This is a genomic window from Enterobacter sp. WI-ESBL-E8 (assembly GCF_053364895.1).
In genome coordinates this window covers 1290864-1303597 of sequence record NZ_JBRWXJ010000001.1, presented here as the reverse complement: position 1 = coordinate 1303597, position 12734 = coordinate 1290864, and the positions used below count along the sequence as shown (strand labels likewise).

Annotated in this window: 13 protein-coding genes; 7 read left to right on the top strand and 6 right to left on the bottom strand. The window is 62.8% G+C overall.

The window, feature by feature from the left end; genetic code table 11:
- Nucleotides 1–192 precede the first annotated feature (192 nt).
- Genes ACWHWP_RS06150 through ACWHWP_RS06140 form a run of 3 tightly spaced genes read left to right on the top strand, consistent with a single transcriptional unit; the run spans nucleotide 193 to nucleotide 2475 of the window.
- The gene (locus tag ACWHWP_RS06150) at nucleotides 193–888 is read left to right on the top strand and encodes a nucleoside recognition domain-containing protein (protein WP_059310788.1); all 696 of its coding nucleotides are present in this window, start codon (nucleotides 193–195) and stop codon (nucleotides 886–888) included.
- The gene (locus ACWHWP_RS06145) at nucleotides 885–1349 is read left to right on the top strand and encodes a YjiG family protein (RefSeq protein WP_047347137.1); all 465 of its coding nucleotides are present in this window, start codon (nucleotides 885–887) and stop codon (nucleotides 1347–1349) included. The genes ACWHWP_RS06150 and ACWHWP_RS06145 overlap by 4 nt, the downstream gene beginning before the upstream one ends.
- 13 nt (nucleotides 1350–1362) lie before the next feature.
- Nucleotides 1363–2475 carry a M20 family metallopeptidase gene (locus ACWHWP_RS06140; protein WP_447855253.1) on the top strand — a complete coding sequence of 371 codons (1113 nt, stop codon included), beginning with the start codon at nucleotides 1363–1365 and terminating at the stop codon, nucleotides 2473–2475.
- Nucleotides 2476–2542: 67 nt separating this feature from the next.
- On the opposite strand, the gene entH is transcribed toward ACWHWP_RS06140, so the two are convergent.
- From entH to entC, 5 genes are read right to left on the bottom strand one after another with little or no spacing between them, the layout of a single operon-like run.
- Nucleotides 2543–2956, bottom strand: a complete 414-nt coding sequence (entH, locus tag ACWHWP_RS06135) for a proofreading thioesterase EntH (RefSeq protein ID WP_063429334.1) — start codon at nucleotides 2954–2956, stop codon at nucleotides 2543–2545.
- Complete coding sequence (entA, locus tag ACWHWP_RS06130; RefSeq protein WP_059310785.1) at nucleotides 2957–3709, bottom strand: 2,3-dihydro-2,3-dihydroxybenzoate dehydrogenase EntA; 753 nt, start codon at nucleotides 3707–3709, stop codon at nucleotides 2957–2959.
- Entirely contained in the window at nucleotides 3709–4563 is an 855-nt protein-coding gene (locus ACWHWP_RS06125) for an isochorismatase (RefSeq protein ID WP_063955480.1), read from the bottom strand. The genes entA and ACWHWP_RS06125 overlap by 1 nt, the downstream gene beginning before the upstream one ends.
- A 10-nt stretch (nucleotides 4564–4573) precedes the next feature.
- Nucleotides 4574–6184, bottom strand: a complete 1611-nt coding sequence (gene entE / locus ACWHWP_RS06120; RefSeq protein ID WP_447855252.1) for a (2,3-dihydroxybenzoyl)adenylate synthase EntE — start codon at nucleotides 6182–6184, stop codon at nucleotides 4574–4576.
- A 9-nt stretch (nucleotides 6185–6193) separates the two neighbouring features.
- Complete coding sequence (gene entC / locus ACWHWP_RS06115; protein ID WP_447855251.1) at nucleotides 6194–7369, bottom strand: isochorismate synthase EntC; 1176 nt, start codon at nucleotides 7367–7369, stop codon at nucleotides 6194–6196.
- Between the two features lie 186 nt (nucleotides 7370–7555).
- Here entC and fepB point away from each other — a divergent pair, with 186 nt between their 5' ends.
- Nucleotides 7556–8515 (top strand): Fe2+-enterobactin ABC transporter substrate-binding protein, encoded by a 960-nt coding sequence (gene fepB, locus ACWHWP_RS06110; RefSeq protein WP_447855250.1) that lies wholly within the window; start codon nucleotides 7556–7558, stop codon nucleotides 8513–8515.
- 46 nt (nucleotides 8516–8561) lie between these two features.
- On the opposite strand, the gene entS is transcribed toward fepB, so the two are convergent.
- Nucleotides 8562–9809: an enterobactin transporter EntS gene (gene entS / locus ACWHWP_RS06105; protein ID WP_447855249.1), complete on the bottom strand. Its 1248-nt coding sequence runs from the start codon at nucleotides 9807–9809 to the stop codon at nucleotides 8562–8564.
- 108 nt (nucleotides 9810–9917) lie between these two features.
- On the opposite strand from entS, the gene fepD reads away from it, so the two are divergent.
- From fepD to fepC, 3 genes are read left to right on the top strand one after another with little or no spacing between them, the layout of a single operon-like run.
- Entirely contained in the window at nucleotides 9918–10922 is a 1005-nt protein-coding gene (gene fepD, locus ACWHWP_RS06100; protein ID WP_447855248.1) for a Fe(3+)-siderophore ABC transporter permease, read from the top strand.
- Nucleotides 10922–11911: an iron-enterobactin ABC transporter permease gene (gene fepG, locus ACWHWP_RS06095; RefSeq protein WP_447856633.1), complete on the top strand. Its 990-nt coding sequence runs from the start codon at nucleotides 10922–10924 to the stop codon at nucleotides 11909–11911. The genes fepD and fepG overlap by 1 nt, the downstream gene beginning before the upstream one ends.
- A complete protein-coding gene (fepC, locus tag ACWHWP_RS06090) occupies nucleotides 11908–12708 on the top strand; it encodes an iron-enterobactin ABC transporter ATP-binding protein (RefSeq protein WP_447855247.1) in 801 nt (266 codons plus the stop codon). The genes fepG and fepC overlap by 4 nt, the downstream gene beginning before the upstream one ends.
- Nucleotides 12709–12734: the final 26 nt, after the last annotated feature.

Genomic DNA, 12734 nt, shown 5'->3' with positions numbered 1-12734 from the left:
GAAACGCAATTATGCGTGGTCAAACCACACATTTACACCACATTGTTAAGCCGATCACTTTCGTACCGTCACCGGTCACACTTTTGCCTTTTTCGTCCAGGCACTGCCTTACGGAATGATTTGTATCATTTTTTTTGCTTATAACCTCGCCAGAATGATCCTGCGCAATGGCGTGCATACAAGGAAAAGGATATGAACAGTTCAGTACCTCAGGATAGTAAGGTCGGGCCCGGCGCGTACTTCGCCCTGGCGTTTGCAGCCGTTTTCTTCTCTGGCCTGCTGGGCGGAAAAGAGTGGTACGGCGTTTTTGATTTCACCACCCTCAACGGCGCGTTTGGCAAAGTGGTCAGTAAAGCCAGCCTGGAGGATGGCACCCTGACGACCGCCAGCAGCGCCTTTCGCGGCACCGGCGGCAGCGGCGCGATGGACGGGTTTCTCTTCGCGCTCGGTTTAATTCCGGCCGTGATGTTTGCGCTAGGGATGATCAACGTGCTGGAGCACTACGGCGCCCTGCGTGCCGCCCGCAAGCTCTTGACCCCTCTGCTGCGCCCGCTGCTGGGCATTCCCGGCACCACCGGGCTGGCGCTGATTGGCAGCCTGCAAAGCACCGACGTGGGCGCGTCGCTTACCCGCAATCTGTCAGACGAAGGGCAAATCAGCGAAAAAGAGAAAGACGTCTTCGCCATGTTCCAGTTCTCCGCCGGGGCGATGATCACCAACTTTTTCTCTTCCGGCGCCATCCTCTTTACGCTGGTCGCCGTTGACGGCACGGCTGCGGTGCCTACCTCCATCGGGGCCTGTATCGCCGTTATGTTCATCATGAAAATCGTGGGCGCCAATCTGCTGCGATTGATCCTCTCTTTCACCGGTAAAGGAGAAGCAGCATGAGCGCCCCACAGTCCAACCCCGTCATTACCGATGTGTTTATCGAAGGCGCGCGCAAAGGCTGGAGCATTGCCACCAGCAGCACCCTGCCCAACGTGGTGATGGCGTTTATCATCATCAAAGCGCTGGAAATTACCGGTGCCCTGAAAGGGCTGGGCACGATCTTCGCCCCGTTAATGGGCCTGTTCGGCCTGCCAGGTGAGGCCGCCGCGGTACTGATTGGCGGCTGGATGTCGATGGGCGGCGGGATCGGCGTCGCCATCGGCCTGTTTGATAAAGGCATCCTCACCGGCGAGCACCTGGCGATCCTGGCGCCCGCCATCTACCTGATGGGCTCGCAGGTGCAGTACCTGGGCCGCATTCTGGGGGTGATCGGCACCCGCGCCAAACGCATTCCGCTGATGATCGCCATCTCGGTCGTCAACGCATTTTTAGCCATGCTGCTGATGCGCATTATTCTCTGAACAGGACGTGAACATGAATCTTGACCATTACATTGAAGAACTGAAAACCCTGGTGAACGTGGACTGCGGAACCCAGACGATTGACGGCGTCGCAGCCGTCGCAGGCATCATGCAGCAGCTCTGGCAGCGCGAGGGCTGGCACACGGAGCAGGTGAATTTGGGCGACAAGGTGGGCCCCGGCGTCTTCGTCAGCAACAAGCCGCAGGCGGAACGGTTCGACGTGCTGCTGGTCGGCCATCTGGATACCGTGTTTCCTGCTGGAACCGTGGCCGGGCGTCCGCTGAGCGAGGACGATACCCGTCTGTACGGCCCCGGCGTCTCGGATATGAAGAGCGGACTTCTGAATATTTTGTGGGCAATGCGCGGGCTCGACGCCGCAGACAACGAGCGTCTCGCGATTGCCGTCGCGATGAACCCGGACGAAGAGACTGGCTCTGTCTATTCCCACGAATGGATTGGCGAGCTGGCTAAGCGTTCCCGCTGCGTGCTGGTGTGCGAGGCCGCCCGCGCCGACGGCTCGCTGGTGAAAGCGCGTAAAGGCATGGCTGGCTATCACCTCACCTTCAGCGGCGTGGCGGCACACGCGGGCAACGACCCGCAGAAAGGCCGCTCGGCGATTACCGCGCTGGCAAACAGCGTCATCGCCATTAATGCGCTGACCGACTGGGATCGCGGCACCACGCTCAACGTCGGCGTGATTCAGGGTGGCAGCGCGGCGAACGTGGTCGCGGACAGCGCCGTGGCAGAACTGGACGTGCGCTTCTGGGAAAACGACGAGTACGACCGGGTGAATCAGGCGCTGGAGGCGTTATGTGAAAAAGGCTTTTTAGACGGCGTGACCACTACGCTCGCGCGGGTGAATCACAAACCGGCGATGGCAACCAGCGTTGAGACCCAGGCGCTGATGCAGCAGGTTGAAGCGGCGGGTCAGGCGGAAGGCATCGCCATTACCTGGCAGGCGGTCGGCGGCGGCAGCGACGCCAACCACACCGCGGCGCTCGGCATCCCGACGCTTGACGGCTTCGGGCCGGTTGGCGCCGGGTTCCACAGCCCGGCGGAGTGGCTGGATAAAGCGTCCATAGCGCCGAGAATTCGATTACTCAGACGTGTAGTCTCTATGCTCTAATTTTGCACTAAACCGTCCCCTCTCCCTGTGGGAGAGGGTTAGGGTGAGGGCAACAGACCGCACAAAATCAACCCAACACCATCGTACTCAACCGACACGTACAGCACCGCCGTCCCTGCTCGTCGAAGACCACAATCTCCCAGCTCTGGCTGGAGCGCCCGACGTGCAGCGGCTGGCATACCCCGCGCACCTTGCCGTGCGACACCGCGCGGTGATGCGTGGCGTTAAGCTCCGTTCCCACCACGCTCTGCCCGTCGCGGGTCATCAGATACCCGGCCATCGAGCCGAGCGTTTCCGCCAGCGCCGCCGAGGCCCCGCCGTGCAGCAGGCCGAACGGCTGATGGGTGCGCGCATCCACCGGCATCTCCGCTTCCAGCGTGTCGTCCCCGATGCGGGTATAGACGATGCCGAGGTGCGCCACCAGGGTGTTCAGGCTGGTGGCGTTCAGCTCCTCGAGCGGTAAGTGACGTTTCCAGATCATCTACGCCCCCAGCGTGGAGCCGCCGTCCACCACGATATCCTGCAGGGTGATATGGCTGGCGGCATCGGAGGCGAGGAACAGCACCGTGCTGGCAATCTCCTGCGGACGGGCGATTTTGCCAAGCGGAATGCCGAGCTTAAACTGCTCGCCAAAGCCGCGAATGCGCTGCTGCTCCGCATCGTCGCTTTTCCACAGGGTGCGCTGCATATCGGTATCCGTTGACCCCGGCGACACCAGGTTGCAGCGCACGCCGCTGCCCGCCAGCTCCAGACCGACGGTCAATGCCAGGCTTTTCAGCGCCGCTTTCGAGGCGCCGTAGGCGCTCATGCCGATGCGCGGCGTATGCGCCGCGTCAGAGGCCACCGTCACAATCGCCCCGCCCTGCTGACGGCGAAACTGGCCCATCGTCTGCTGGAACAGGTTAAACGCCCCGCCAACGTTGACCGCGAAGGTCTGCTGCCAGTCCGCCTGCGAGAGCTGGTCCGTCGCCCCCATGCGCAGAATACCCGCCGCGTTGACCAGCACGTCCAGACGCTCAAGGGTATTAAGCAAACGGCCACACACCTCGCTGACCTGAGCAAAATCCGCCACGTCCAGCGTTTCGATGGCAAACGGATAATCGTCCAGCGGAAACGCCAGGTCGAACCCGGTCACCTGCGCGCCGGCTTCGGCAAACGCCAGCGCCGTCGCGTAGCCAATGCCTTTACCCGCCCCCGTCACCCAGACGGTTTTACCGGTGAAATCAAATCCCATTACTTCACCTCGCGGGAGAGCAGCGCCCACCAGGCGTCGATTGTTGGATTTTTTGCCAGCATCACGAAGTCGATATCGCCGTGCACTTTGCGCCAGCGCGCGGCCAGCGCCATCATGCGCACCGAGTCCAGGCCGTAGTCGATCAGGTTTTCGTCATCCATCGGCTCGTCGGACTCGTCCAGCAGCGGCAGGATCAGCTCGCGCAGCGCGCCTTTGGTCGCCGGAACGGACGGCAGCAGCTCGTCGGTCATCACCACGCGGCCTGAACGCCCGGCCACGTAGTTAAGGGACATCAGGTGCTCGTCGCGGGTGAAATCCGCCAGCGCGTCGGCAATAAAGAACGGCTTGATGTCGCGCATAAAGGCATCGGTGGCAGTGGTCATACAGCCGATGTGGGCATACACGCCGGTAATCAGCAGCTGGTTGCGGCCCGTCTCTTTCAACATCTGCTCCAGCGGCGAGCGGTGGAACGCGCTGTAGCGCCACTTCACCAGCACGGTGTCCGCTTCGTCCGGCGTCAGCTGAGCGACGATACGCTGCTGCTCCGGCGAGCGGGTCAGGCCCGGCCCCCACATGTCGTTGAGCAGGGCGCGGTCCTCGTCGCTCTGCTCTTTCGGCTGGGCGGTGTAGTAGACCGGAATATTGTGCGCTTTGCAGTAATCGCGAAGTTTAGCGATGTTCGCCACCACCTGCTGCATCATCGCGCTATTTTCGCCCCAGAAGTTCAGGAAGTATTCCTGCATATCGTGGATCAGCAGCGCCGCGCGTTCAGGCTCAAACGCCCAGTTCACTTTACTGGTCGGCAGCTCTGCGGCGGTTGGCAGCGCGTAAGCGGTTAATTTTGGGATAGCCATACTTTGTTCCTCAGCCCCGGGCGCGTTCAGCAAGCCACAGGCGCAACTGTTTCTTATCGACTTTGCCGACCGGCGTTAGCGGGAGCGCATCCACGCTCTCCACGCGGTCCGGCAGCTTAAATTCGGCAACGCCCTGCTCGCGCAGGAAGCGACGCACCTCGACCGCGCGCAGGGGCTGTTTCACCACCAGATACGCGCAGCTCTTCTCGCCCAGCAGGCTGTCCTCCATGCTCACCAGCGCGGCGTGGATCACCGCCTCATGGCGCAGCAGCAGGTTCTCGATCTCTTCGGCGGCGATCTTCTCCCCGCCGCGGTTGATCTGATCCTTCTCGCGTCCCTGCACGGTGATGTAGCCCTGCTCGTCGATGGCGATCAGATCCCCGGAGCAGTAAAAGCCGTCGGCGTCGAAGGCGCTGGCGTTGTGTTCCGGGCTGTTAAAATAGCCGCGGAAGGTGTACGGACCGCGCGTCATCAGACGCCCGACCTCGCCGCGCGGCAGCGGGTTGCCGTGCTCGTCCGCCACCCATACCTCGTCGTCCGGGCACATCGGGCGGCCCTGGGTGTTGATGATGCGTTCCGGCGCGTCGTCAAGCCCGGTGTAGTTCACCAGCCCTTCCGCCATGCCGAACACCTGCTGCAGCTGGCAGCCAATCTCGGCCGGAATACGCGCCGCGAGCGTGGCGGAAAGGCGCGCGCCGCCCACCTGCAGCAATTTGAGCGATTTAAGCTGCGCGTTGCCCGCCCCGTCGGCGATGGCCTGCAGCCACAGGCTAACCGCAGGCGGCACCAGCGAGGTGACGTTAACCTGATGCTGTTCAATCAGCGGGAAGCAGAGCGTGGCGCTCGGATCGTTCGCCAGCACCACGCAGCCGCCCGCGGTAAAGACGCCTAACGATCCCGGCGAGCTCATGGCGTAGTTATGCGCCGCGGGCAGCGCGTTCAGGTAACGCGTTTCGGCGGTAATGCCGCAGATCTCGTTGCTGCGGCGAATGCTGTAGTCGTAATCGTTATGCGTGCGCGGGATAAGCTTGGGCGTGCCGGTGCTGCCGCCGGAGAGCTGGAAAAACGCCACCTCGTCGGCGGGCGTCGGGTTAGCAATAAAATTGTCCGCCGGGCGGGAAATCGCCGCCTCCAGCGCATGCTCGCCCCCGTCACCGCGCAGCAGGACGACGCGCACCGAACGGTGTTCATCCACGAAAGCGTTGAGGAAGTCATCGCCCGCGAACAGCGCGTGGTCGCGATCGGCAATCAGCACGGCGGGTTTGATTTGCAGGGCGTAAGCGTTCAGCTCGCTGCGCTGGTGGCTAAAGAGCGCGTTCACCGGCGCCACGCCGATTTGCAGCAGCGCGAAGAAGGTGATGTAGAACTCGGCCACGTTGCCAAGCTGCACCAGCGCCGTCTCACCGCGCTGCAGCCCGCGCGCCTGAAGGGCTGAAGCCAGGTTGTTCACGGCCGCATTAAACGCGCGGTAGGTCACGCGACGTTCGTCGTCGATAATGGCGACCGCATCGCTATTCGCGCGATCCGTCAGGATGTGGGTCAGCGGCAGATCCTGCCAGTAGCCTTTTTCACGGTAGCGCCGCGCAAAATCCTCAGGCCAGCGGGTAAAGGGAATGGTCATCAGTCTTCCTTAGTGCAAACCAAAAACGTTGAGCATGGTGGAGAGCTTCACGCCGGTCTCGCGCCACTCGCCCACCGGGGAGGAGGCGGGCACAATGCCCGCGCCGGCAAACAGGCGAACGCTATTCTGATGCAGACGCGCGCAGCGGATGGTCACCACCCACTCGCCGTTGCCTTCGCTGTCACACCAGCCGACGATGCCGCCGAACAGCTCGCGATCGAACGGCTCCAGCTCGGCAATCAATTCTTTTGCCGCCTGATGCGGGAAGCCGCTCAGCGCCGGCGTCGGGTGCAGCAGGCACGCCAGGGTCAGTGCGTTCTCGTTTTCACGCGCCTCGCCCTCCACGGGCGTCGCCAGATGCCACAGCGTCGGCGTGGTGATGAGCTGCGGAGAGTCAGGCATGCTGAGGTGATGGCTCCGGGGCGCGAGAACGGCCTTCATCGCCTGGGTCACGAGGTCGTGCTCGTGGCGGTCCTTTTCGGAGGCCAACAGCTTGTTGCCCGCCTCGCGATCCAGCACGTCGTCCGGCTGACGGCGCGCGGAACCCGCCAGCGGCAGCGAGCTAAAGTGCGCACCCTCTTTGCGCAGCAGCAGCTCCGGGCTTGCCCCGAGCAGCACGCCGCCGTCTTCCAGCGGCACGTGGAAGTTAAAGCTCGCCGGGTTCTGGGCAATAAGGCGCTCCAGCAGGGCGCTGCTGTCCATGCGTTTGTCGGTCGTGATATCAATCAGGCGCGACAGCACCACCTTGTTCACCTGCGGCGTGGCGGTCAGCGCTGCCGCGCGGGCTACCATCTCTTCAAACACGGGCTGCGGCGGGATCTCGGTGCGTTGTTCCACCTTCAGCGCCTGCGAGCCGGAGAAAAAGCGTGAAGACTGCTGACGCGCCGGGCGAGAAAACGTCTGCCAGCGCTGTGGAATAAACAGCGACGAGGGCTTGCGGGTATCAAACGGGATAGCCCCCACCATCACCGGGTGAGCAATGCCGCTGGCTTTTGCATTCCGGAAGGCCTGGGCTAATTTTTGCTGGAACGGACCCGCCGGATCGTCGCCGCCAACGGCGGGTTCATTGAAGCGGGCAAAACAGCCGGACGTGGTAAAGCTGCGATAAGGCGACATAAAGAAAAAGCGGTCTGATTGCAGCGTGCTCGCGGTGTGCTGAACTTCCTCAGCCAGGGACGTATCCATATCATCCTCCTCAAATGATAAAAGAAGCAATAATGATTATCATTTATATTTTCGAGGCTAACCTAATCCCACATCGCTTCGCTGTCAACCGTCGGGCAAATAACTTGTGCGACAAAAGCTTGCATCCCTTCGCGGCAACCATGAAAATGAGAAGCATTATCTTCAACAAAAACAGGATACCGCGCTGTGAAATTCCCTGCCGTTTGTCGTACTCCCCTGCTTTTATTCGGACTTTTTGTTTTAGGACTTACCTCAGCCGCCGCTGCCGACTGGCCACGTCAGGTGACCGACAGCCGCGGCGTGCATACCCTGGAGAGCAAGCCGACGCGCATTGTCTCCACCAGCGTGACCTTAACCGGCTCCCTGCTGGCGATTGACGCCCCGGTCGTCGCCAGCGGCGCAACCGCGCCGAACAACCGCGTGGCGGACGCGCAGGGTTTTCTGCGCCAGTGGGGGGATATCGCTAAACAGCGCAAGGTCGCGCGGCTGTACATCGGCGAGCCGAGCGCCGAAGCGGTCGCGGCGCAGATGCCGGACCTGATTTTAATCAGCGCCACCGGCGGGGATTCCGCGCTGGCGCTGTACGACCAGCTCTCCGCCATCGCCCCGACGCTTATCATCAACTACGACGACAAGAGCTGGCAGGAACTGCTGACGCAGCTCGGTACCATTACGGGACAGGAAAAGCAGGCCGCAGAGCGCATTGCCGCTTTTGATAAGCAGCTCGCGCAGGTGAAACAGCAGATGAAACTGCCGCCGCAGCCGGTGAACGCCATCGTCTACACCGCCGCCGCGCGCAGCGCTAACCTGTGGACGGAGGAATCGGCGCAGGGCAAGCTTTTGCACCAGCTGGGCTTTACGCTGGCGGACCTGCCCGCCGGGTTACAGACCTCGAAAAGCCAGGGCAAGCGCCACGACATTATTCAGCTGGGCGGTGAAAGCCTGGCAACCGGACTAAACGGCGAAGGGCTGTTTGTGTTTGCCGGCGACGAGAAAGATGTGGATGCGATTTACGCCAACCCGCTGCTGGCGCATCTGCCTTCAGTGAAGAACAAGCGCGTCTGGGCGCTGGGTACGGAGACGTTCCGCCTGGATTATTACAGCGCGATGCTGGTGTTAGACAGATTGAATACGTTGTTCAAGTAGGTATTTTCCCTCCCTCTCCCTGTGGGAGAGGGCCGGGGTGAGGGCATCAGGCCGCACCGTCGTTCAACACACTCTCCTGCCTGAACCGACGCAATTCCGCTAATACCACTAACAAAATCCCGCCAACCATCGCTAATACAAACCCGCTGCTGCTCGCCGACGCCACCGGGGTCATTATCGCCCCCAGGCCGCCGAGGATCGCCGCGCCAATGGCATCACCCGTCACGTTCTGCGCGGTCCACAGGCCATTGATCCGCCCGAGCATCCCTTCCGGCGTCTGGGTCTGGATCAGGGTGTACTGTAACAGCGAGCTGATGGCGCTGAGCCAGCCGAAAATCACCAGACACATCACCCCAAGCGCCCACACCGGCATCAGGCTGAAGAAGCCAATGGCGATAAACGAGGCCAGCGTGGCAAGCAGCATAATCAACCCCGGCCGCGCGCTTTGCGCCAGGTTGCCGCTGGTCAGCGCCCCACAGGCCGCGCCGAGCGGAATGGCGGCGTAGAGAATGCCAATCTCCGAGGCGCTCATCTGCCACTCTCCCGCCAGCGCCGGGTAGAGCACGCGCACGGCGCTCGCCATCGTCAGCAGGCCGCCGAGCAGCGCAATGCCGCCGATCAGCGGGTTGCTGAACAGGAAACGAATAGCGGCCATCAGCGATTTCAGCGGATGCTCGCGCGGCTGCGGCGGAGGGGGAAGAAGGGGCAGGCGCAGCAGGGTCAGCGTGGTGATAAACGTCCCCGCCGCCGCCAGCCCGTAGTTCCAGGCCACGTTGCCCGTTGCCAGCAGCAGGCCACCCACCATCGGCGAAATCACCGAGCCGAGGCGCACGGTGAGCATGGTGATCGCCCCCGCCTGCATCAGGTTCTCGCGCCCGACCAGCGCGGGCGTTGCCGCCAGCAGCGCCGTCACGCCCAGCGAGGCAAAGAAACCGTCCCACAGGCCAAGGGCGTAAATGGTAATTAGCGACGGCTCCGGCAGCAGGGCGTTCAGGCACAGCCCGATAAACCCCACGCCGCAGGTGCCGCGCGCCAGCAGGATCAGCTTCTTACGCTCGTAGCGGTCCGCCAGTACGCCGCCGACCATCAGGCCGATGAACATCGCCCCGCCGGTTAAGGTAACCGACAGCCCCACCAGCCAGCTGGAGTGCGTCATGGTCTGGATCTGTACCGGCACGGCCACGCCGAGCAGGCCGAGGGACAAAATGGAGATAAAGCGGGCGATAAAAACGGCGCGATACGCCGGGTGCGTTTTAAGCAGGCTGAGGTTGAGCAGCCAGGATTTTTGATTCATGACAAAGCCTTGAGTGTAATTCTACCCATTCCATGGGCGCACATGCTAACATAGCCAAATAAGATAGATAACGATAATCACTATCATTATCAAATCATGGATGTTACTATGTCGTTTTCCTCTTCTTCGGTGCGCGCCATTGCCGTGCCCGTTTTATTGCTGCTCCTGAGCCTTGCGATTGCACTCAGCCTGCTGGTCGGCGCGAAGCCGCTGCCCGCGTCCATTATCGTCGATGCGCTCTCCGGCACCTGCCGGAGCGCCGACTGCGTTATCGTGCTCGACGCCCGCCTGCCCCGCACCCTTGCCGGGCTGCTTGCCGGTGGCGCGCTCGGCCTTGCCGGGGCGCTGATGCAAACCCTCACCCGTAACCCGCTGGCGGACCCCGGTATTCTCGGCGTTAACTCCGGCGCCAGCTTTGCCATCGTGCTCGGCGCGGCGCTGTTCGGCTTCACCTCTCCGTCTGAGCAGTTGGTCATGGCCTTCTGCGGCGCGCTGGCCGCCTCGCTGATCGTGGCGTTTACCGGCAGCCAGGGCGGCGGGCAGCTGAGCCCGGTGCGCCTGACGCTGGCGGGCGTGGCGCTCGCGGCGGTGCTCGAAGGGTTATCCAACGGCATCGCTCTGCTCAACCCGGACGTCTACGACCAGCTGCGCTTCTGGCAGGCCGGCTCGCTGGATATCCGCACCCTTGAAACCCTGAAAGTGGTGGCGATCCCGGTGACAATTGCCGCGGTCGTGGCGCTGTTGTTAAGCCGCGCGCTCAACAGCCTGAGCCTCGGCAGCGACACCGCGACCGCCCTCGGCAACCGCGTGGCGCGCACGCAGCTGATTGGTCTGCTCGCCATCACCGTACTATGCGGCAGCGCGACCGCCGTGGTCGGCCCGATTGCCTTTATCGGCCTGATGATGCCGCACATGGCGCGCTGGCTGGTGGGGGCGGATCACCGCTGGTCGCTGCCGGTGACGCTGCTGGCCACCCCTGCCCTGCTGCTGTTTGCAGACGTGCTTGGCCGCCTGCTGGTGCCCGGCGAGCTGCGCGTCTCGGTGGTCAGCGCCTTTATCGGCGCGCCGGTGCTGATCTTCCTCGTGCGCCGTAAGCGCGGAGGTGGCGCATGATGGCCCCGTCCCGCCGTTTACTCACCAGCGTCTCGCTGCTGCTTATCGCCATTCTGCTGCTGGCGGTCTGGAGCCTGCGCAGCGGCGCGGTCACGCTCGATTTCACTCAGGTATTTAACGCCCTGCTCGGCAGCGCGCCGCGCAACATCACTATGGTGGTGACGGAGTGGCGGCTGCCGCGCGTGGCGATGGCGATTTTGGTGGGTGGAGCCCTGGGCGTCAGCGGCGCGATTTTCCAGTCGCTGATGCGCAACCCGCTCGGCAGCCCGGACGTGATGGGCCTCAACACCGGGGCCTGGAGCGGCGTGCTGGTGGCGATGGTGCTGTTTGGTCAGCACCTGACGGCGATTACCTTTACGGCGATGGCGGGCGGCATTCTGACGTCATTACTGATCTGGGCGCTGGCCTGGCGCAACGGCATCGATACCTTCCGTCTGATCATCATCGGTATCGGCATACGCGCCATGCTGATGGCCTTTAACACCTGGCTTTTACTGCAGGCCTCGCTGGAAACCGCCCTCTCCGCCGGGCTATGGTATGCCGGTTCCCTCAACGGCTTAACGTGGGGCAAAATCTGGCCCGCCGCGCCGCTGATTTTTCTGATGTTTATCGGCGCGCTGCTGCTGGTGCGACGCATGCGCCTGCTGGAGATGGGCGACGACAGCGCCTGCGCGCTGGGGGTGGGCGTCGAGCGCTCGCGCCTGATGCTGATGCTGGTCGCCGTACTGCTGACTGCCGCCTCTACCGCTATCGCCGGGCCGATTTCGTTTATCGCCCTCGTGGCACCGCACATAGCCCGCCGCCTTAGCGGGACGGCGCGCTGGGGACTCACCCAGGCGGCGTTCTGCGGCGCATTGTTGCTGCTGGCCGCCGATCTCTGCGCCCAGCGGCTGTTTATGCCTTATCAACTGCCGGTGGGCGTGGTGACCGTCAGCCTCGGCGGGATTTACCTCATCGTCTTGCTCGTTCAGGAGTCACGCAAGAAATGACAGATTCTACAACCCGCTTGCGCGGCGAAAATCTTACCCTCGGCTACGGCAAAAAAATCATTGCCCGTGACTTATCCGTCGCCATTCCGGACGGCCATTTTACGGCAATCATCGGGCCGAACGGCTGCGGCAAATCGACTCTGCTGCGCACGCTCAGCCGCCTGATGACGCCGGCTGAAGGCAGCGTGTTCCTCGATGGAGAGCAGATCCAGCGCTTCGCCAGCAAAGAGGTGGCGCGGCGCATCGGGCTGCTGGCGCAAAACGCCACCACGCCGGGAGACATCACGGTACAGGAGCTGGTCTCGCGCGGGCGCTACCCCCACCAGCCGCTGTTCACCCGCTGGCGTAAAGAGGATGACGAGGCGGTGAACCGCGCGATGCAGGCGACGGGGATTACCGATCTCGCCCTGCAAAGCGTGGACACCCTTTCCGGCGGGCAGCGCCAGCGCGCGTGGATTGCGATGGTGCTGGCGCAGGAGACTTCCATCATGCTGCTGGACGAGCCGACGACCTGGCTCGACATCAGCCATCAGATTGACCTGCTGGAGCTGCTGAGCGAGCTGAACCGCACGCAGGGCTACACCCTGGCGGCAGTGCTGCATGATTTGAACCAGGCGTGCCGCTACGCCACGCATTTGATTGCGCTACGCGACGGTGAGATTGTGGCGCAGGGCGCGCCGAAGGAGATTGTAACGCCGGAACTGATCGAGCGGATCTACGGCATGCGCTGCATGATTATTGACGATCCGGTGGCGGGGACGCCGCTGGTGGTGCCGTTAGGTAAGCGTGCGGTCTGATGCCCTCACCCCGGCCCTCTCCCACA